This is a genomic window from Amycolatopsis sp. cmx-4-83 (assembly GCF_046548815.1).
GTDB classification, from domain to species: domain Bacteria; phylum Actinomycetota; class Actinomycetes; order Mycobacteriales; family Pseudonocardiaceae; genus Amycolatopsis; species Amycolatopsis pretoriensis_A.
In genome coordinates this window covers 1-18,678 of sequence record NZ_JAEBEF010000008.1, presented here as the reverse complement: position 1 = coordinate 18,678, position 18,678 = coordinate 1, and the positions used below count along the sequence as shown (strand labels likewise).

The window sequence follows — 18,678 nt, the reverse complement described above, 5'->3', positions numbered from 1 at the left end:
GATTTCGCGGCAGGAGCCCCGGTTGCCTGCGGTATCGGGCGTCGTGTGCGCTCTGTTGCCAGGTGCAAGATGCAAAAATGAACCGAATGGCCTAGTCCGCTGCGCTCACCAGCAGCGACGGCGCCGAAAACCGATCACCCCGCGCGATCGGACGGGGACCCGCTGTGGACATCCGACGAACCTTTCTGCTTGCATGTCCGGCATCGCCGCCCGGGGGTCGGCGCGATGCTGTCGTTGCCGAACCTGAGCAAGGAAGAAGTGGGACCACATGGCGAGCCGGGCCCGGGAACTCCTGGATCGATCACGCGTCCTGCTGGACCGTTCGCGGGTCGCTGCCGCGCAGTACCTCACCGCGCCGCCGAAGCACCCCGGGTACGAGCCCGCGGCCGGGCCGGCCATCGCGGAGCTGTCGCGGCCCGAGGTGATCACCCCCGAGGACACGCGGAACGAGGGCGTGCTGGCCGAGATCTGCGCCAGTGTCGCGCTGCGTGACCTCAACCTGCTCGACCAGCTCCTCGCGCGGCTCGAAGAACTCGAAGCGGGGGAGGAGGACCACCACCGCCTCGCCGAGCTCTACCAGCTCGACCACCTCGCCACGCGGTTGCGGCGCAACGCCGAGAACCTGCGCGTGCTGGCCGGGCAGGACACCGCCGACGACGCCGCCCGCGCGACCTCGGTGCTCGACCTCGTGCGCGCCGCGATGTCCTCGATCGACCACTACGCCCGGATCACCATCGGCCGCGTGGTGAACCTCGGGGTCGTCGGCTTCGCCGCCGAAGACCTGGGCCGGGTGCTCGCCGAGCTGCTCGACAACGCCGCCAACCAGTCTTCGCCCAGCTCGCCGGTGCACGTCAGCGCGCACCTGACCGAGCAGGGCAGCGTGCTCGTCCGGATCGAGGACGAGGGCATCGGCATCCCCGCCGACCGCGTCGACGGCCTCAACCGGCGGCTGGCCGCGGGCGGCGACCTCGACGACGCCTCGGCGCGGCACATGGGCCTCGCCGTCGTCGCCCGCCTCGCCGCGCGGCACGACGTCAGCGTCCGCCTGGACCGGCGCAGCCCGCACGGCACGGTCGCGACCGTGCTGCTGCCCACCGGCGTGGTCACCGAACTCGCCGACAACGCCTGGTCGGGCGCCCGGACCGTCACGATCGAACCGGCGAAGACCGGCGGCGAGCCGGTCGCGGCCGGCGGGCTGCCGCGCCGCCGCCCGGGTGCCTTCCCGGGGGAGGAGCCCGCGCCGGTGCCGCGCAAGCCCACACCCCGGCCGCGGCCGGTCGAACGGGCCACCGGCGGCACGACCGCCAACGGCCTGCCGCGGCGCGTGCCCGGCAGCATCCGCGGTGCCGCGCCCGAACCGCCACCGCCGCCCCCGGCCGCGGAACCGGCGGCGAACGGGCACGAGCAGCTGCTCGCCGACCTCGGCGCCTTCGCCGACGGCGAGCGGGCCGCGCGCGCCGAAAACCACCAGCAGGACGAAACGCCCGGAGGAACCGCCTCGTGAGCGCCCCCCACCCGGCACCGGCGAACTTCGCCTGGCTGCTCGACGACTTCGTCCGCAAGGTGCACGGCGTCAGCCACGCGCTGATCATGAGCGTCGACGGCTTCCCGCTCACCGCGTCGGACTCGGTCGGCGAAGCGGAGGCCGAGCAGCTGGCCGCGATCGCCAGCGGCCTGCTCTCGCTGGCCGGCAACAGCGCCGCGCTGTTCGGGAAGGGCGCCTGCGAGCAGATCATCATCCGGCTCACCCACGGCTACTTCCTCTTCATGGGCATCGGCTCCGGTGCCGGGCTCGCGGTGCTGACCACGGGCGACGCGGACATGAAGGTGGTCGCCTACGAGATGACCCAGTTCATCACCAACGCCGGCCACGCGCTCACCCCCGAGGTGCGCGCCGAACTGCGCCAGGTGCTCACCGCGCGCCGGCCGCGGGTGTGATGGGCGTGCCCGAGGATGTGATCCCCGTGTCCGAGAAGGACACCGCCTTGCCGCGGCGCAGCCGCCGGATCCGGGCGTACGCGCTCACCGGCGGCCGCACCAGCACCCGCCACCAATTGCTGGTGGAGACGCTGGTTTCGGTCCCGCAGTACGACCCGGCGCTGAGCGACACGCTGATGCCCGAGTCGCGCTCGCTCTACGAACGCGCCCGCGTGCGGTCCTCGATCGCCGAGCTGTCGGTCGGGCTGGACCTGCCGCTGGGCGTGGTGCGGGTGCTGATCGGCGACCTCGCCTCCCAGGGCGCGGTGTTCGTCCACCCCACCGCGCACGCCTACCACCACGACACCAACGTGCTCGAGAGGATCCTTGATGGGCTCAAGCGGCTCCCCGCCTGAGGGCGATCTGCTGACGATCTCCGCGAAGATCGTCGTCGCCGGGGGCTTCGGTGTCGGCAAGACCACGTTCGTCGGCGCGGTGTCGGAAGTGCCGCCGATGAGCAACGAGGCGTGGATGACCGAGGCCGGCGAAGGCGTCGACGACATCCCGCCCGGCGGCAAGTCGACGACGACCGTCGCGATGGACTTCGGGCGGATCACGCTGCGCCCGGACCTGCTGCTGTACCTGTTCGGCACCCCGGGGCAGGCGCGGTTCTGGTTCCTCTGGGACGACCTGAGCCGCGGCGCGCTCGGCGCGGTCGTGCTCGTCGACACCAGCCGGATCGACGAGTCGTTCGCGGCGATCAACTACTTCGAGAACGACTCGGAGCTGCCGTTCGTGGTCGCGGTCAACCAGTTCGAGGGCATGCCGGTGCACGACCTCGACGAGGTGCGGGACGCGCTCGCCCTCGACCCGAGCGTCCCGCTGGTCACCTGCGACGCCCGCGACCGGGCTTCGACCATCGCCACCCTGACCGAGCTGGTCGGCCACACGCTGTCCCTCGCCGTGCTGTCCGGCCCGCGCGAGCTGGCCGGCAGCGTCCCGCAGGCCTGAACGAGGAGAGAAGAGCTTCATGCGCAGAGTCCTGATCGTGGGCGCCGGCCAGTCCGGGCTGCAGCTGGCCCTCGGGCTGCTGGCGAAGGACTACGACGTCACGGTGATGTCCGCGCGGACGCCGGAGGAGATCCGGGCCGGGCGGGTGATGTCGACGCAGTGCATGTTCAACGACGCGCTGCAGCACGAGCGGGACCTCGGGCTGAACCAGTGGGAGGACGAGACCGTCCGTGTCGAGGGCCTCGGCGTGTCGGTGGCGGCGCCGGACGGCGGCCGCGCGCTCGATTGGTTCGCCGAGCTCGACCACTACGCGCAGTCGGTCGACCAGCGCGTGAAGATGGCGGGCTGGCTGGAGCTGTTCGAGGACCGCGGCGGCAAGCTCGTCATCCACGGCGTGATGACGTCCGAACTGGACGCGCTGTCCCGGCTCTACGACCTGGTGATCGTCTCGGCCGGCAAGGGCGAGCTGGTCCAGCTGTTCGACCGCGTGCCCGAGCGGTCGCCGTACACGAAGCCGATGCGCGCGCTCTCGCTGGTCTACGCCCACGGCGTGCGGCCGCGGCCGGAGCACCCGGACAAGCAGGCCGTGCGGTTCAACATCGTGCCCGGCGTCGGCGAGCTGTTCATGATCCCGGCGTACACGCTGAGCGGGAACTGCGACATCCTCTTCTTCGAGGGTGTCCCGGGCGGGCCGTTGGACTGCTTCGGCGACCACCCGGCACCGGCCGAGCACTTCACGCGGCTGCTCGACCTGATGCGGCAGTTCGTGCCGTGGGAGTACGAGCGCTGCCGCGACGCCGAACTCACCGACGGCAAGGCGGCGCTGGCCGGCGGGTACACGCCCGTCGTGCGCAACCCGGTCGGCACCCTGCCGGGCGGGGCGCGGGTGCTGGGCATGGCCGACGTCGTCGTGGCGAACGACCCGATCACCGGGCAGGGCTCGAACAACGCGAGCCACTGCGCGGCGACCTACCTGACCGCGATCCTCGAGCACGGCGACCGGCCGTTCGACGCGGAGTGGATGGACGCCACGTTCGAGCGCTACTGGGAGTACGCCCGGCACGTCACCGAATGGACCAACGCGCTGCTGCTTCCGCCGCCCCCGCACGTGCTCCAGATCCTCGGCGTCGCGGGGCAGAATCCGGCCGTGGCCCGCAGGTTCGCCAACGGGTTCACCGATCCCACGGACTTCCAGAACTGGTTCATGGACCCCGCACTCTGGGAGAAGTACCTGGCAGAGGTCTAGGTCGCACTGTCGCCGGGGGACGATTCGGGCTACGGTAACTACCGAGCGTGAAGACGATCTCGGAGGTACGTGGCATGCGGGCGATGTGGAAGGGCTCGGTGTCGTTCGGGCTGGTCAGCATCCCGATCCAGCTGTACGCGGCCACCGAGAACAAGAACGTCTCGCTCCGCCAGGTGCACGAGGCCGACGGCGGCCGCATCCAGTACAAGCGGTTCTGCACGATCGACGGCGCCGAGGTCCCGTACCCGGAGATCGCCAAGGGCTACGAGCTGCCCGACGGCGAGATGGTCGTGATCACCGACGCCGAGATGGCCGAGCTGCCGCTGTCCTCGCAGCGCACGATCGACGTCCTGGAGTTCGTGCCGCTGGAGTCGATCGACCCGATCCAGTACGACCGGACCTACTACCTGGAGCCGCAGAAGAACGCGGTGAAGCCGTACGTCGTGCTGCGGGACGCGCTGCACAAGTCGAGCCAGGTGGCCGTCGCGAAGGTCGCGGTCCGGCAGCGGGAGAGCATGGCGGTGCTGCGGGTGCACGCCGACGTGCTGGTGATGACGACGATGCTCTGGCCGGACGAGGTCCGCGAACCCGACTTCCCGTTCCTGCGCGACGACCCGCCGCAGATCCGCCCGCAGGAGCTGTCCATGGCCGGCTCGCTGATCGACTCGCTGGCCGAGCCGGTGTTCGAGCCGGAGAAGTACCACGACCACTACCGCGAGGCCCTCGAGGAGATGATCGAGGCCAAGGTCGCGGGGGAGGAGACGACCAAGCCCGCCGCGGTCACCGCGAAGGCGGACGTCGTCGACCTGATGGCGGCGCTGCAGGCCAGCGTCGACGCGGCGAAGAAGTCGCGCGAGTCCGCTTCGGACACGTCCACTTCGGAGGCGTCCGATGAGGACGCGAAGCCGGCGGCGAAGAAGAAGCCAGCCGCGCGGAAGCGGGCGCCGAAGTCCGCGTGAGCCCCGGACGGGTGATCGCGCCGACACGCCGTCCCGGTCCCGGGCCCGCCCGCTTCCCGGTGGTACCAAGGACTCATGGAGTGTGCTTCGTGTGAGGCCCGGATCGACCACTGCCACGGCACGCTGGTGGTGCACCCGGAACGCGGGTTCGCCGAGTGCGCCGACACCGCGTGCGCGGACCCCGATCGGGTGCGGCACGCGCTGATCGTCGACTGCCCGGCCCCCGGCGGCTGCGCCTGCGCCGCCGCGCCGGAGAAGTCGTTGCTGCGCCGAGCTTCCTGAGCCTCCCGCCAGGATCCGCGAAGGCCTTCCCGCCGGGTGCCACGCACCGGCCGGGGAGGCCTTCGTGGCGTTAGGACAGTGTCAAAGCGGTAACACGATCGTGTATGCAGCTGTGTACACGGGCTTGGCGATGTGCTAACACTAACGGGGTCCTTCGGCTCTCCCTCCCCCTCGGAGCCGGAGGACCCCCTTATTTTGAGACGCGGGAAGCGGCACTCGCCTGGATCGGGCGCGCGCTGTCCGACCCGACCCGCTGCCGGATCCTGGCGGCGCTGCTCGACGGTCCTGCCTACCCGGGCCGGCTGGCGGCCGAACTTGGGCTGAGCCGGTCGAACGTCTCCGCGGGACGAAGGCGAGCCGGCATGACGTGCGCCGGCGGGTGCTGCGCGCCGCTCGCGGTGGCGCCGGACCGCCGGGCGGTGCTGGTGCGCCGGGTCCGGTGGCTCGTGGCGGCGGCCATCACCTACAACGTCGTCGAGGCGGTCGTCGCTTCGACCGCCGGGAGCGCGGCTTCCTCGGGCGCTTTGATCGGCTTCGGGCTCGATTCCTTGATCGAAGTCGCCTCCGCGGCCGCGGTCTCCTGGCAGTTTTCCGGTGAGGACCCGGAAAAGCGCGAACGGCAGGCGCTGAAATGATCGCCCGGTCGTTTTTCGCGCCCGCGGGTTACGTCATGGTCGAGGCCGCCGGCACATTCTTCGGCGGTGCCGCCCCGGAAACTCACGCACGGGAATCGTGCTCGCGGCGGTTTCGCTCGCCGCGATGCCCGCCCTGTCCGCGGCGCAGCGCCGGGCCGAGCGGGAGCTGGGGTCGGCCGGCGCGGTCGCGGATTCGCGGCAGACTTTGCTCTGCGCTTACCTTTCCGCGGTGCTGCTGGCGGGGTTGCTGCTCAGCGCCCTGTTCGGCTGGTGGTGGGCCGATCCGGCGGTCGGGCTCGCGATCGCCGTGGTGGCGGTGTGAGAAGGCCGAACGGCCTGGCGCGGTCAGCATTGCTGCTGACGCGCCAGGCCGCGGGCCGTTCATTCATCAGTACCAGTGCGCACGTCCACCGATCCGGCGGCCGGTGCCGCCCAGGATGGCCAGTGCCACGCCGGCCACCGCGAGGATGATGCCGATGGTGTAAAGCACCGGGATACCCACGATGAACCCGATGATCAGGAGAATTACACCGAGAACGATCACTTTGACACACACTCCTTCGCATGGGTTCCGTCCGGCATGCCGGCCGGGCGGATGCGCTGTCACGGGGAGGATGGCCACTTTCGCGCTTCGGCAAACTGCGTCAAACGGAGCAATCTCGGATCAGTACCGGTAGTGATCGAGCTTGTACGGACCTTCGGCGTCGACCCCGATGTATTCCGCCTGCTCCTTCGTGAGCTTGGTGAGTTTCACACCGAGTGCGTCGAGGTGCAGGCGGGCCACCTTCTCGTCGAGGTGCTTCGGCAGCCGGTGGACGTCGGTGGTGTACTCGCCGGGCTTGGCGAACAGCTCGATCTGCGCGATCGCCTGGTTGGTGAACGAGTTCGACATCACGAACGACGGGTGACCGGTCGCGTTGCCGAGGTTCATCAGGCGGCCTTCGGAGAGCACGATGATCGCGTGGCCGTCCGCGAAGGTCCACTCGTGCACCTGCGGCTTGATCTCGTTCTTGACGATGCCCGGCAGCTTCGCCAGCCCGGCCATGTCGATCTCGTTGTCGAAGTGCCCGACGTTGGCGACGATCGCGTTGTGCTTCATCCGGCTCATCTGGTCCGCGGAGATGATGCCGAAGTTGCCGGTGGTGGTGATGAAGATGTCCCCGGTGGCGACCACGTCGTCGAGCTCGACGACGTCGAGCCCGTCCATCGACGCCTGGAGCGCGCAGATCGGGTCGATCTCGGTGACCGAGACCCGGGCGCCCTGGCCGCGCAGCGCCTCGACCGCGCCCTTGCCGACGTCGCCGTAGCCGCAGACGACGACGCGCTTGCCGCCGATCATCACGTCGGTGGCCCGGTTCAGGCCGTCCACAAGGGAGTGCCGGATGCCGTACTTGTTGTCGAACTTGGACTTCGTCACGGAGTCGTTGACGTTCATCGCGGGGAAGAGCAGCTCGCCGTCCTTGGCGAGCTTGTAGAGCCGCTTGACGCCGTTGGTCGTCTCCTCGGTGACGCCGCGGATCTCCTTGGCCATCCGGGTGAAGCGGTCGCCGTCGGCGGCCAGGCTCGTGCGAAGGGTTTCCAGGACGATCCGGTACTCCTCCGGGTCCTCTTCGGACGGTTGCGGGACGGCGCCCGCGGCTTCGAACTCGACGCCCTTGTGCACGAGCAGGGTGGCGTCGCCGCCGTCGTCGAGGATCATGTTCGGGGCCTTCCCGCCGGCGAAGGCGAAGAGCTGGTCGGTGCACCACCAGTACTCTTCGAGCGTCTCGCCCTTCCACGCGAACACCGGGGTGCCCGACGGCGCGTCGACCGTGCCCTCGGGGCCGACGACGACGGCCGCGGCGGCCTCGTCCTGGGTGGAGAAGATGTTGCAGGACACCCAGCGCACCTCGGCGCCGAGCGCGACCAGTGTCTCGATCAGCACGGCGGTCTGCACCGTCATGTGCAGCGACCCGGCGACGCGCGCGCCCTTGAGCGGCTGGCTGGCGGCGTACTCGCGGCGGATCGCCATCAAGCCGGGCATCTCGTGCTCGGCCAGGCGCAACTGCGTGCGGCCGGCTTCGGCGAGGGAGAGGTCGGCGACGGCGAAGTCGAGACCGTTGCGGCGTGCGAGTTTGTCACTCATTCCTCGAGCTCTTTCCTGAGGCTGGTTGCGGAGCGCGCGGGAGGACTCACCGGGGTGACGACGGACGGCTGTGACACCAAAAAAGGCACCTCCCTCGCGGGAGGCGCCCTTGGATGCGTGTCGCGGGCCGAGCGTGGCGGAAAGAGTTCCGTCGCAGCGCCTCTCGGCCCGGGACCCAGGATGGCAAAGCCGCCGGGAAGCTGTCAAGCGAGCGAAAGGGCCATGAGAACGTCGTCGACGTCGGTGCCGTCGATGCGGAATTCCCCGCGCAGCACGCCTTCCACGACGAACCCGGACCGCTCGTAGACCCGGCGGGCGGCGGCGTTGTGACCCAGCACGCGCAGCGTCAGCTTGCGGGCCCCGCGCCGGCGCGCCTCCGCCGCGGCCGCGTCCACCAGCCGTCCCGCGATGCCGAGGCCTTGGCGGTCCGGGTCGACGGCGAGCCCGCCGACCACCAGCACGTGCGCGTGGGCCGGGATGCCGAACCCTTCGGCGAGCCGGACGTACCCGGCGACGACGTCGTCGTGCTCGGCGACGAGGAAGTCCTCCGGCCGCGAGCCCTCGTCGAAGAACGGCGTGCCGGGCGGCGGCGGGGGAGCGGGGGACACCGTGGAGTCCCACGTGCGCTCGTCGATCTTGGCGAGCGCGGCTTCGTCGCCGGCGCGGGCCGGCCGGACGGTGGTCGTCACGAAAGTTCCTTCCAGGCTTCTTCGACGATCCCGGCCAGCTCGCGGGGGTCGCGGTTGCCCTCGGCCGAGATGCTGCGCAGCGTGACGGTCAGGTCCGGGCCGCTGCGCTGGCACTGGGTGACGAACGATCGGTCGGGGTCCGGCGTCGAGCCCGCGGCCGCGGCGTCGTTGTGGACCAGGCACTGCACGGCGCCGACGCGCACCAGTTCGGTGCTCGGGGCGGCCAGGCCGAGTTCCTCGGCGTCCTCGTACGGCGCCACCAGTTCCGGCGACCCCGCGCGCACCGCGATCAGCTGGAAGCTGCGTTCCAGCCGGTCGTCCTGGTACTGCTGCACCACCGCGCCCGCGCCGCCGTAGGCCGCCGACGTCCGGGCGGCCGTTTCCCGGTCGGCTTTGTCGACGCGGGCGACCTGGACCTTGCTCTTCTCCACGTCGAACTTCGCGAGCGTGTCCTGGGTGCGGCCGAGCCCGCCCAGGCTCGAGGGCACGCTCAGCGCGCGCCCGCTCGGCCCGCCGAGCAGGGTCAGCGCCAGCCACGGCACGCCGACCAGCACCGCGCCGACGATGACCCCGATCAGGCCGGCGAACACGGGGTGGGCGAACGGCGAGCGCCGCGGCGGCGCCGGGGCGGCGGGGATCTCAGCGGTCACCCGGGCATCGTGGCGGAACCGGGCAATCGGTGCGAAGGGAATTCCGCCGTCAGTGCCTCAAACGAGATGCGCGCGCCGCCAGATGCCTTCCGACCGGCCGCCGATCAGCCCCGCGTCGCGCAGGAACGGCACGATCTTCTCGGCCATCCAGCGGCGCGTTTCGTGGAAGTGCGGGTTCGCGAGCGCCGCGGCCCGGCCCTCGCGCGGGTCGATCCCGACGCTGCGGTAGATCCGCGGGTCGACCATGCTGTCGATGACGCCGAACGCGACGAGCGCGGTCCGCACCCGGTGCCGCTGCAGGCTCGCCTTCGACAGCTTCGGCGTCTCCCGCAGCACCTCTTCCTTGGCGAAGCGGACGTGCCGCGCCTCCTCGACGACGTGGATGCGGTTGACCGAGCGGATCAGCGGCTGGATGCCGTCGTCGTCCATCATCGAGCGCTGCAGCCGGTCGGTGGTCTCCTCCGCGACGAGCACGCTGGCGAACATCGACGGGCCGGCCGCCGTCGCGCCGAACACCTTGGCCGCGCGGTGCACCACCTTCGGGACGCCGTAGCGCGGGACGCCGAGCCGCTCGGCGGTGCGGGCGAACATCACCGAGTGCCGGGTCTCGTCGCCGATCTCGGTCATCGCGTACTGCGCGTGCTCGCTGCGCGCGTCCAGGTCGAAGACGTACCGGGCGAGCAGCTGCATGAGGACGATCTCGAACCACAGGCCGACGCTCATGATGCTGGCGATCTCGTGCTTGGACAGCTCGATCCGCTGCTCCGGCGTCAGCCTCGCCCACAGCTCGGTGCCGTAGAGGGAGACGCGCTCGAGCGGCATGTAGGCCTTGCCCTCGGCGAGCGGCGCAGCCCAGTCGATGTCGACGTAGGGGTCGTAGGAGTTCTTCGCGGAGCTCTTGAGCAGACGAGCCGCGGTGACGTCCCGGTCCTGGGCCTCGACGCCCATGGCGGCCTCCGGAAAGTAGGGGGTACGCGATGTACTAGTTACTTCGGCGAGCGTACACCGGCGCGCGGGACTTGAGTAGGCTTCCCGGGTGACCAAGGTCGACGGACGGGCGGCGCGCTGGGCGGGCCAGCAGGAACGGCGGCGCGCGGAGTTCGTCGACGCGGCGCTGGCGGCCATCGCCGAGCACGGCCCGGAGGTCTCGACGGAGCAGATCGCCGAGCGCGCCGGCGTGGCCCGCACCCGGCTCTACCGCCACTTCGCCGACGCGGCCGACCTCCAGCGCGCGATCGCCGAGCGTGCGGCCGAGCTGGTGACGGCCGAGCTCGCCCCGCTGTGGCACCCGTCGGGCTCGCCGAACGAGATGATCTCGGCGGTCATCTCCACCCACCTGCGCTGGCTCACCGAACACGTCCACCTGCACCGCTACCTGCTGCGCACCGGCCCGGGCACGACGGACGTCCGCGGCACGATCGCCCGCCACCTCAGCGGCCTGTTCTCGGGCTACCTGACGGCGTTCGGCCTCGACCCGGCCCCGGCGGACACGATCGCGTTCGGCCTGGTCGGCTACGTCGAGTCGGCGACGACCCGGTGGCTCGACCACCCGGGCACGTTGAGCTTGGCGCAGCTGACGGACCAGCTGACGGGCACGATCTGGGCGATGCTCGACCACACGCTGAGGGCCGGCGGGGTGGAAGTGGACCCGGACCGGCCGTTGCCGCTGCCGGAGGAGTTCTAGGTTTTCTGTCCGGGGAGGTTGGTCAGCCGGGTGATGGGTGGCTTGCGGGAAGCGGGCGTAGGCCCGGCCCCGGCCAGGGTGTGGTGGAAGCGCTCGATCTTGCTGTTGGTCTGTGGCCGGTACGGCCGGGTTCGTTTCGGGGTGGTGCCCAGCTCGGTGCAGGCCTCGCGCCAGGCCGGGGAGCAGGCGCCGTTGTCCGATAACACGCGTCGACGGTGACGCCGTGGTCGGCGAATCAGGTGAGCGCGCGGTGGAGGACACCGACGGCGGTGTTGGCTTTCTCGTCGGGGATGGTGCCGAACTTGGTGACGTCGATGCGGGACAGGCGGTTGCCGCGGTCGGTCATCCCGGTCACGCCTTCGGTGCGGTAGCGGTCGGCCCATTTGCGGGCGGTTTCGGCGGTGACCATGAACATCTTCGCCGCCGCTGTGCAGGTCCAGCCCTGCTCGACGACACGAAGGCCTCCGGTGGGTGAAGCGGTTCCTCAACAGCTCCACTTCGCCTCTGGAGGCCTTCACAACTGGTCCTCGTCCTCCCGGACGAACTCGGCCCGCACCCCCAGCAGCCGCACCGCCCGGGTCAGCTCGAACATCCCCAGGACCTCGCGCGCCGCCCGGTCGATCTCCGCCGCGTCCGACGTCGGCTCCGGCAACGTGATGCTGTGCGTGTGGGTCAGGAACGGCACGAACCGCACCTTGACCGCGATCCGCGCCGCCGGGCGGCCCTCCTCCAGGACGTCCTGGGTGACCCGCTTCGCCAGCGCCGAGACCTCCGCCGCCATCTCGGCCGGGTCGGTGAGGTCGCGCTGGAACGTCGTCTCGCGGCTGCGGGAGCGCGCGACGTACGGGGTCGCGCTGACGTCCGCGTCGCTGATGCCGCCGCCGAGCAGCCGCAGCCACGGCCCGGTCTTCGGGCCGAACCGCGCGGCCAGCGCCGCCGCGTCCGCGCCCGCCAGGTCGAGGACGGTCTCGATGCCCAGCTCGGCCAGCTTCTTCGCCGTCTTGCCGCCGATGCCCCATAGCGCGTCGGTCGGGCGCCCGGCCATCACGGCCCACCAGTTCTCCTGCGTCAGCCGGTAGATCCCGCCCGGCTTGCCGAACCCGGTGGCGAGCTTGGCCCGCAGCTTGTTGTCGCCGATCCCGACCGCGCACGACAGCCCGGTCTCGCGGGCCACGGCGGCCTTCAGCTCGGCCGCGAGCGCCTCGGGGTCGTCGGCTTCCGCGCCGAGGAACGCCTCGTCCCAGCCCAGCACCTGCACGACGACCGGGAACTCCCGCAGCACCGCCATCACCCGCGCCGACACCTCGAGGTAGGCGTCCGGGTCACTGGGCAGGAAGACGGCGTCCGGGCAGCGCTTCGCCGCGAGCCGCAGCGGCATGCCGGACTGGATGCCGAACTCGCGGGCTTCGTACGAAGCGGTCGCGACGACGGCGCGTTCGGTGGGGTCGCCGTTGCCCCCGACGACGACGGGCTTGCCCGCGAGCTCCGGGTGGCGGGCGACCTCGACCGCGGCGATGAACTGGTCGAGGTCGACGTGCAGGACCCACTTCACGGGCCCAGTCTCGCCTCAGACCCGGTGCCGCGCCACGTGGGTCCAGACGGTGCCGGTGAGCGCGATGATCCCGCACAGCGTCACCCCGGGGTCGGGCAGGACCAGCCCCACGACCAGCAGCGTCACGGCGACGACGTCGAAGAAGATCAGGAGGGTGCTCCGGAGCGCGCGCGACTTCGGCCGCTTGCCGTCGCGCAGCGCGGTGGCCAGATCGGGGTCGCTGAGCTCGAGACTGCGCTCGATCTTCTCGAGCTCGGTGCGATCGTGGTGACTGAGCATCGGGGTACTCCTTCGGCGCCGAACCCGCCGTGTCGCCAGAGCGAATACCCAATCGTCCTCCGAACGAACCGCCGAACGTCTTCTGATTTCGTGCTTTTTGCTGCTCCGACCGGGTGATCCGCGCTCCGTGACCGCCCGCGAGCACGTTAAGTTGCCTTTCGAACGTGGCCGGTGACGGCCCGGGTGACGGATGGGGGCCGTTGTGTCCTCTTCGCGCGCCTGCACCTTCGAGCAGCTGGAGGACCTCGATGACCCTGCCCACCGAACCGATCGGCAGCATCCCCCGCCCGGCGTACCTCGTCGAAGGCCTCGGCGAGTTCGCCGCCGGGCGGATCGACGCCGCCGCGCTCGCCGAGCTGGAGAGCCGGGCGCTGGCCGACACGATCAGCCGGTTCGAGGAGACCGGGTCCCCGGTGCTGACCGACGGCGAGCAGGGGAAGCCGAGCTTCGCGACGTACCCGCTGGCCGGGCTCACCGCGCTGGCCCCGGACGGCGTCGTCATCCCGTTCGCCGACGGCCACACCCGCCAGCTGCCGCGGCTGACCGCGGGCCCGTTCCGCTACGCGACCCACGCGGACGAGTACCTGACGCGCGCGAAGGCGGTCACGGCCAAGCCGGTCAAGCAGGCGGTGATCGCCGCGTCCGCGCTTTCGCTGATCTACCCGGCCGACGGCATCGAGGGGTACTCGCAGGAGCAGTTCGTCGCCGACCTGGTGAACGAGGCCGAGGCGGACATCCGGCGCAGCCTCGACGCGGGCGCGGACAGCGTCCAGATCGACTTCACCGAGGGCCGGCTTTCGCTGAAGCTGGACCCGTCCGGTGGCCTGCTGCGCCAGTTCGTCGACCTGAACAACGCGGTCCTCGACCGCTTCACGGCGGAGGAGCGCGCGAAGATCGGCGTCCACACCTGCCCGGGCGGTGACCTGGACTCGGTGCACAGCCTCGACGTCGACTACGCGGGCCTGCTGCCGGCGCTGTTCGACCTCAAGGCCGGGCGCTTCTTCGTCCAGCTGGCCAGCGAGCCCGACCCGGACCGCGCGCTCGGGATCATCGCCGAGAACCTGAAGGCGGACCAGCGGGTGTTCGTCGGCGTCATCGACCCGATCGACCCGCGCGTGGAGACCCCGGAGGAGGTCCGCGACCGGGTGCTGCGGGCGGCCCGGTACCTTCCGGTCGACCGGCTGGGGACGTGCGACGACTGCGGGTTCTCGCCGTTCGCGGACGACACGTCGACTTCGCGCGACCTCGCGTTCGCGAAGATCAAGGCGCGGGTCGAAGGCACCCGCCTGGCGGCCGAGAAGCTCGGCTGAGCTCACGCCGTCGTGGCGGCGACCTTGAGGCCGAGCCCGACGAGCAGGCTGCCGAGGACGGCGTCGAGCCCACGCCGGACCCGGCCGTTGCGGAAGACCTTCTTGAGCGCCCCGACGACCACGGCGAGCGTGACGAACCACAAGACGGTGCCGGCGGTCGCGATGGCGGCGAGTTCGAGGGTCTGCAGGGTCGAGCCGTCGGCGGGGAGGAACTGGGGGAGCAGGGCGAGGAAGTAGACGGCGACCTTGGGGTTGAGCAGGTTGGTGAACAACCCCTGCCGGAAGGCGGCGGCCGCCTTGAGCGGCTCTACGTCCGCGTCCGCCCCGAGGTCCCGGTACTCCCCGCGCCGGACGGCCAGCCAGGCTTTGACCCCGAGGAAGACGAGGTAGCCGGCCCCGACCAGTTTCACGACGGTGAAGGCGACGGCGGACGCGGTGAGCACGGCGGCCACCCCGAGCGCGATCGCGACGACCCAGGCGAAGACCCCGAGCGCGATCCCGAACCCGGCGGCGATCCCGGCCCGCCGTCCCCCGGTGAGGGACGACCGGGTGACCACGATGAAGTCCGGACCGGGCGACATCGCGCCCAGGATGACGACGAGGAGGAAGGAAGCCGCGGTGGCGCCGGGGATCATGGCCCGAGCTTACGACCGCCCCGCCACCGGTTTTCCCGCATGCCGGTGTTCGAATTTGAACTTCGTGTAGGGTCGATCTTGTGGGCGAATCCAGGGGCGACGACGTGACGGCCGAGGTGCGGACCCGGGTGCGGATCCCGCTGCGCCTGCACGGCGGCGTCGAGGTCGACGCCGAAGCCGTCACCTTCCGGGGGCTCTCGGACGGCGGGGAGCACTTGGCCTTCGTGCTCGGTACGCCGGGGGAGGTTCCGCTCGTCCGGCCGCACTCCGAGTGTCTGACCGGGGACGTGTTCGGGTCCGCTCGGTGTGACTGCGGGCCGCAGTTGGCTGAGGCTGTCGAACGGATCTCCGCTGCGGGTGGTTACCTGCTCTACCTGCGGCAGGAAGGGCGGGGGATCGGGCTCTACAACAAGCTCGACGCCTATGCGCTGCAGGATGACGGTCTTGACACCTATGCCGCCAATGCCGCGCTCGGGTTGCCTGAGGATGCTCGGGACTACGCCGTTGCCGCGCAGATGCTCAAGGCGCTGGGGGCTGGGGAGGTCGATCTGCTCTCCAACAACCCTGACAAGGCTGCTCAGTTGCGGGCTGCTGGGATTGGTGTGCGGGATCAGGTGCCTACTGGGGTTTTCGCCACTGACAACAACGTTCGGTACCTGCGGGCGAAGGCTGAGCAGACTGGGCACACTCTGCGCTTGCCTGGGATTGCCAGTTAAAACCCTTTCTCGGCTTTACTGATACGGCTTCGCCGGGGCGTGGGAAATCGGCGCTCGTGGTGGTTGCGTTTTTGTGGTGGTCGGCAGCGCCGATTCCCGACGCGACGATCATCGCCACCTGATCGAGTGATGAACATGTGGTCGATGGTCGGGTAATCTTGTTGTGTGGACAGAGAAGCGGTGTGGCAGACGGACGCGGAGGCCTTGGCCGACCGTCTCCGCGGACTGCTCACCGTGGTGCGGTCTGCCGAGGCGAAAATCGGGACTCTGCTGGTGGAAATCGAGTCGCGTGGCGTGACGGAACTGTTCGGCTATCGCTCTGTTGCCCGGTTGCTTGAGTACCTCGCGGACATTCCGCACGCGGCTGCCCAGCGCACCGTGGCCCGAGCCCGGGCTCTCACCTCTGCTCACACCCTCGACTCCCCGGCCGCTGTCGCCCCCGCTACCGGCGTCGCTGCTTTGACGGGCTCCCTGAGCACCCCGATGATCGACACCATCATCGAGGCTGTGTCTCGGATCCCTGTCGAGCATCGCGACTCCGCCGAACAGGACCTGCTGGCTTTCGCCGCCGACGCGGGCCACAAACAAGTCGCCGCCCTGGGCACCCGGATCCTGGCCCACCTCGATCCTGACGGCGCCGAGCCCGAGGACACCGAACCCGCCACCCCGGCCCGGGAACTGTCGCTGCGCCGCAAAAGAACCGGGATCTGGGAGCTGTCTGGCCGGTTCGACGACGAGACCGGCGCCCGCGCGAGCGCCCTGCTTGATGCCTTGGCCGAACGCCGTACTGCCGAGGATGGCGGAGACTTCCGTTCCCCGCAGGAACGTTACGGCGACGCCTTCTCCGACGCGATCGACCTGGCGTTGAACTCCCCGGAGCTGCCGACGCAGGCTGGTGAACGTGCCCACGTGATGGTCGCGGTATCCCTGTCGGATCTGAGATCCGGTCTCGGCCACGCAACCCTCGGCGACACCGGCCGGATCTCCGCGGTTGAAGCCCGCATCCACGCCTGCGACTGCAAGCTGATCCCCACGGTCCTCGGCGCCAGCAGCGAACCTCTGGACTTGGGTAGAGCCCGCCGCCTGATCTCACCCGGCCTCCGCCGAGCCCTGTTCCTGCGTGACCGAGGTTGCGCGTTCCCGGGCTGCCACCGCCCGCCCCGGCACTGTCAGGGTCACCACATCCGCCACTGGGCCGACGGCGGCCCCACCGACCTGGCGAACCTGGTCTTGTTGTGCGCGCATCACCACCGTCTGATGCATCGCTCGGGTTGGCAGGTCCGCCTTGCCTCCGACGGCCACCCCGAGTTCCTGCCCCCGCGGTTCCTGGACAAGCGTCGAAAACCCAGGCGCAACAACCTGCATCAGCCACTGCCGTTCGCGGCTTGATGGGATCGGCCCGTAGCCGCCAGGCTCCGGGCCTACACCCATGCGCTGCCCCGCTTCGCGCCGGCAAGACCATTCGCCGATGCTCCGGCGGATCCATCCACCGACGCCGTGCCACAGCGTCTGCTCGTCGTCTGGGCGATCGGCTGCTGTGGTGGCAGCCCGTCCTCGTCTACGGGATCATCCAGGCCAAGGCATCGACCGCAGCTCGTTCACCGCTTCACGCTTGATCGCTCGGACCGCAGGCGGGCGCCCATCCGCCGCAGTGCCCACTCGTCATACGCACTGATCGCCCGAACGAAGTCAGGTGCTGAGCCCGCCTCCGCAGCTGCTTGTCGCTGTTTTTCCTTGGCTATCCGGCCGAGGCATTGTCAGGCCATGAGCCGGGCGTTGGGTCGCCGTAGTGATTGCCTGCCATGGTGCACCGCTCCGAGCCGTAGGGCGTCCGCCGCCGTAGCTGTTGGTTATCGCCACGCTCCGCGCCCTCGTCAGCTGGACCAAAGCGCAGTCAGGCGTTGTCCGCAGCCGGGGCTGTTGTCATCGCTCACGACTCCGCCGTCCGGGCCGCAGCTGCTGCTCGTCCGAAGAAAGGCCTCGCCGGCTAGGTCGTGTCTGACAATGCCTTGGTCCAGGTGATCACGGCATGGAGGACGATCGCTGATCGCTCGACGACGTTGCGGCCGCGGTAGTCGACCGGGTCGAAGGCGGGTGGGCGGCCGCCGCGGGAACCGCGGCGTTTGCGGTGCCCGATCTGATCGGCCGGCTCGGGGATCACGGCGGTGATGCCGCGGTCGCGCAGATGTCCGCGGATCGCCCGCGAAGAGTAGGCCTTGTCGCCGCGGACGCGGTCGGGTCGGGTGCGGGCCCGGCCGCGTCCAGCTCGACGGATCCGCAGATGCCGCATCAGGTGCGGAAACATGGGCGCGTCGCCAGCTTGACCAGGACCGACCAGTGCAACCAACGGTCGGCCGTTGCCGTCGACCACGTGGTGCACCTTGGTGCTCCAGCCGCCGCGGGAGCGGCCGATGGCGTGGTCAGGCGGCTCGGTCAGCAGTTCCGTGTAGTTCGACCCAGCCCCCTGTGGGGCGGGTGATGTTGGTGGCGTGCTGATGCGCCCGAGCGATCGTGGAATCGACCGACACCGACCAATCCACCAAGCCCGCAGCGTCCGCTTCGGTGAGCAGGCGTTGCAGGACGGTGTCCCAAGTTCCCTCGCGGGCCATCCGGCGATGCCAGGTCCAGATCGTCTGCCACGGACCGAACACCGCCGGCACGTCTCGCCACGCGATCCCGCACCGATACCGGTAGATGATCCCCTCGACCATCGCCCGCGCGTCGGAGAACGGGCGCCCGCGCTTACCGGTCCGGGCCGGAAGCAGGTCCTCGATCAACGCCCACTGGGCATCCGAGAGCAACTGAAACCGCGACACACCTCGGAGCATCCCAGCCGTCAGCCGAAACTTTGTCAGACACGCCCTAGTACTGCAACGGCAGTTAGGTGAGTGGGTAGCCTCGTCGTTTGTAGTGGCTGAGGCGAGCTTGGTGTTGTCGTCGACGGCGGAAGCGGGACCAGGCCCAGATGTGGTCGGCGGCGTCGGCGAC

The 18,678-nt window shown here is 70.3% G+C and carries 21 protein-coding genes, 3 pseudogenes and 1 riboswitch; of the genes and pseudogenes, 13 read left to right on the top strand and 11 right to left on the bottom strand.

Annotated elements, in window-relative coordinates; genetic code table 11:
• Window positions 1–268: 268 nt before the first annotated feature.
• The 9 genes and pseudogenes from ACLJQM_RS24505 (at window position 269) to ACLJQM_RS24465 (ending at window position 6,372) form a co-directional block, all read left to right on the top strand.
• A complete protein-coding gene (locus ACLJQM_RS24505) occupies window positions 269–1,504 on the top strand; it encodes a sensor histidine kinase (RefSeq protein ID WP_410632906.1) in 1,236 nt (411 codons plus the stop codon).
• Complete coding sequence (locus tag ACLJQM_RS24500) at window positions 1,501–1,938, top strand: roadblock/LC7 domain-containing protein (protein WP_086856585.1); 438 nt, start codon at window positions 1,501–1,503, stop codon at window positions 1,936–1,938. Before ACLJQM_RS24505 ends, ACLJQM_RS24500 begins: the two co-directional genes overlap by 4 nt.
• On the top strand, window positions 1,938–2,333 hold the full coding sequence (locus ACLJQM_RS24495; RefSeq protein WP_360780300.1) for a DUF742 domain-containing protein: 396 nt from the start codon (window positions 1,938–1,940) through the stop codon (window positions 2,331–2,333). The genes ACLJQM_RS24500 and ACLJQM_RS24495 overlap by 1 nt, the downstream gene beginning before the upstream one ends.
• Window positions 2,308–2,928, top strand: coding sequence for a GTP-binding protein (locus ACLJQM_RS24490; protein ID WP_247023893.1), 621 nt, complete (start codon window positions 2,308–2,310; stop codon window positions 2,926–2,928). The genes ACLJQM_RS24495 and ACLJQM_RS24490 overlap by 26 nt, the downstream gene beginning before the upstream one ends.
• 19 nt (window positions 2,929–2,947) lie before the next feature.
• A complete protein-coding gene (locus ACLJQM_RS24485; RefSeq protein ID WP_360780302.1) occupies window positions 2,948–4,174 on the top strand; it encodes a styrene monooxygenase/indole monooxygenase family protein in 1,227 nt (408 codons plus the stop codon).
• Window positions 4,175–4,248: 74 nt separating this feature from the next.
• Window positions 4,249–5,133 (top strand): Ku protein, encoded by an 885-nt coding sequence (locus ACLJQM_RS24480; protein ID WP_410632905.1) that lies wholly within the window; start codon window positions 4,249–4,251, stop codon window positions 5,131–5,133.
• A gap of 75 nt (window positions 5,134–5,208) precedes the next feature.
• On the top strand, window positions 5,209–5,415 hold the full coding sequence (locus ACLJQM_RS24475; protein ID WP_410632904.1) for a hypothetical protein: 207 nt from the start codon (window positions 5,209–5,211) through the stop codon (window positions 5,413–5,415).
• Window positions 5,416–5,639: 224 nt separating this feature from the next.
• Window positions 5,640–5,756 (top strand): annotated as a pseudogene (locus ACLJQM_RS24470) (ArsR/SmtB family transcription factor); the annotation flags it as partial.
• A gap of 21 nt (window positions 5,757–5,777) precedes the next feature.
• Window positions 5,778–6,372 (top strand): annotated as a pseudogene (locus ACLJQM_RS24465) (cation transporter).
• 66 nt (window positions 6,373–6,438) lie between these two features.
• Here ACLJQM_RS24465 and ACLJQM_RS24460 read toward each other — a convergent pair.
• From ACLJQM_RS24460 to ACLJQM_RS24440, 5 genes are all read right to left on the bottom strand, one after another.
• Complete coding sequence (locus tag ACLJQM_RS24460; RefSeq protein WP_086678182.1) at window positions 6,439–6,594, bottom strand: hypothetical protein; 156 nt, start codon at window positions 6,592–6,594, stop codon at window positions 6,439–6,441.
• A gap of 120 nt (window positions 6,595–6,714) precedes the next feature.
• Window positions 6,715–8,175: an adenosylhomocysteinase gene (gene ahcY, locus ACLJQM_RS24455; RefSeq protein ID WP_410632903.1), complete on the bottom strand. Its 1,461-nt coding sequence runs from the start codon at window positions 8,173–8,175 to the stop codon at window positions 6,715–6,717.
• 94 nt (window positions 8,176–8,269) lie between these two features.
• A riboswitch (S-adenosyl-L-homocysteine riboswitch) is annotated at window positions 8,270–8,346 on the bottom strand.
• Between the two features lie 32 nt (window positions 8,347–8,378).
• Entirely contained in the window at window positions 8,379–8,864 is a 486-nt protein-coding gene (locus tag ACLJQM_RS24450; protein WP_360780311.1) for a GNAT family N-acetyltransferase, read from the bottom strand.
• Entirely contained in the window at window positions 8,861–9,514 is a 654-nt protein-coding gene (locus tag ACLJQM_RS24445; RefSeq protein ID WP_410632902.1) for a hypothetical protein, read from the bottom strand. The genes ACLJQM_RS24450 and ACLJQM_RS24445 overlap by 4 nt, the downstream gene beginning before the upstream one ends.
• 57 nt (window positions 9,515–9,571) lie before the next feature.
• Entirely contained in the window at window positions 9,572–10,462 is an 891-nt protein-coding gene (locus ACLJQM_RS24440) for an AurF N-oxygenase family protein (RefSeq protein WP_410632901.1), read from the bottom strand.
• A gap of 88 nt (window positions 10,463–10,550) precedes the next feature.
• Between ACLJQM_RS24440 and ACLJQM_RS24435 the strand changes: the two genes are divergently transcribed.
• A complete protein-coding gene (locus tag ACLJQM_RS24435) occupies window positions 10,551–11,198 on the top strand; it encodes a TetR/AcrR family transcriptional regulator (RefSeq protein ID WP_247023886.1) in 648 nt (215 codons plus the stop codon).
• Here the strand turns inward: ACLJQM_RS24435 and ACLJQM_RS24430 are convergent.
• From ACLJQM_RS24430 to ACLJQM_RS24420, 3 genes and pseudogenes are all read right to left on the bottom strand, one after another.
• Window positions 11,195–11,484 (bottom strand): annotated as a pseudogene (locus ACLJQM_RS24430) (IS481 family transposase); the annotation flags it as partial. The gene ACLJQM_RS24435 and the pseudogene ACLJQM_RS24430 overlap by 4 nt on opposite strands.
• A 228-nt stretch (window positions 11,485–11,712) precedes the next feature.
• Entirely contained in the window at window positions 11,713–12,750 is a 1,038-nt protein-coding gene (locus ACLJQM_RS24425) for a DNA polymerase IV (protein ID WP_410632900.1), read from the bottom strand.
• Window positions 12,751–12,765: 15 nt separating this feature from the next.
• The gene (locus tag ACLJQM_RS24420) at window positions 12,766–13,029 is read right to left on the bottom strand and encodes a DUF3040 domain-containing protein (RefSeq protein WP_360780330.1); all 264 of its coding nucleotides are present in this window, start codon (window positions 13,027–13,029) and stop codon (window positions 12,766–12,768) included.
• A 248-nt stretch (window positions 13,030–13,277) separates the two neighbouring features.
• On the opposite strand from ACLJQM_RS24420, the gene ACLJQM_RS24415 reads away from it, so the two are divergent.
• Window positions 13,278–14,339 (top strand): cobalamin-independent methionine synthase II family protein, encoded by a 1,062-nt coding sequence (locus ACLJQM_RS24415; RefSeq protein ID WP_410632899.1) that lies wholly within the window; start codon window positions 13,278–13,280, stop codon window positions 14,337–14,339.
• Window positions 14,340–14,341: 2 nt separating this feature from the next.
• Here ACLJQM_RS24415 and ACLJQM_RS24410 read toward each other — a convergent pair whose 3' ends face one another.
• Window positions 14,342–14,974, bottom strand: a complete 633-nt coding sequence (locus ACLJQM_RS24410) for a LysE family translocator (protein ID WP_410632898.1) — start codon at window positions 14,972–14,974, stop codon at window positions 14,342–14,344.
• A gap of 104 nt (window positions 14,975–15,078) precedes the next feature.
• Here ACLJQM_RS24410 and ACLJQM_RS24405 point away from each other — a divergent pair, with 104 nt between their 5' ends.
• Both ACLJQM_RS24405 and ACLJQM_RS24400 read left to right on the top strand, forming a co-directional pair.
• On the top strand, window positions 15,079–15,690 hold the full coding sequence (locus ACLJQM_RS24405) for a GTP cyclohydrolase II (protein WP_247025150.1): 612 nt from the start codon (window positions 15,079–15,081) through the stop codon (window positions 15,688–15,690).
• A 165-nt stretch (window positions 15,691–15,855) separates the two neighbouring features.
• The gene (locus ACLJQM_RS24400; protein WP_410632897.1) at window positions 15,856–17,079 is read left to right on the top strand and encodes a DUF222 domain-containing protein; all 1,224 of its coding nucleotides are present in this window, start codon (window positions 15,856–15,858) and stop codon (window positions 17,077–17,079) included.
• Window positions 17,080–17,677: 598 nt separating this feature from the next.
• Here the strand turns inward: ACLJQM_RS24400 and ACLJQM_RS24395 are convergent.
• Together ACLJQM_RS24395 and ACLJQM_RS24390 are read right to left on the bottom strand one after the other, a co-directional pair.
• On the bottom strand, window positions 17,678–18,103 hold the full coding sequence (locus tag ACLJQM_RS24395; RefSeq protein ID WP_410633251.1) for a transposase: 426 nt from the start codon (window positions 18,101–18,103) through the stop codon (window positions 17,678–17,680).
• A 7-nt stretch (window positions 18,104–18,110) separates the two neighbouring features.
• Window positions 18,111–18,506 carry a transposase gene (locus ACLJQM_RS24390; protein ID WP_410632896.1) on the bottom strand — a complete coding sequence of 132 codons (396 nt, stop codon included), beginning with the start codon at window positions 18,504–18,506 and terminating at the stop codon, window positions 18,111–18,113.
• Window positions 18,507–18,678 lie beyond the last annotated feature (172 nt).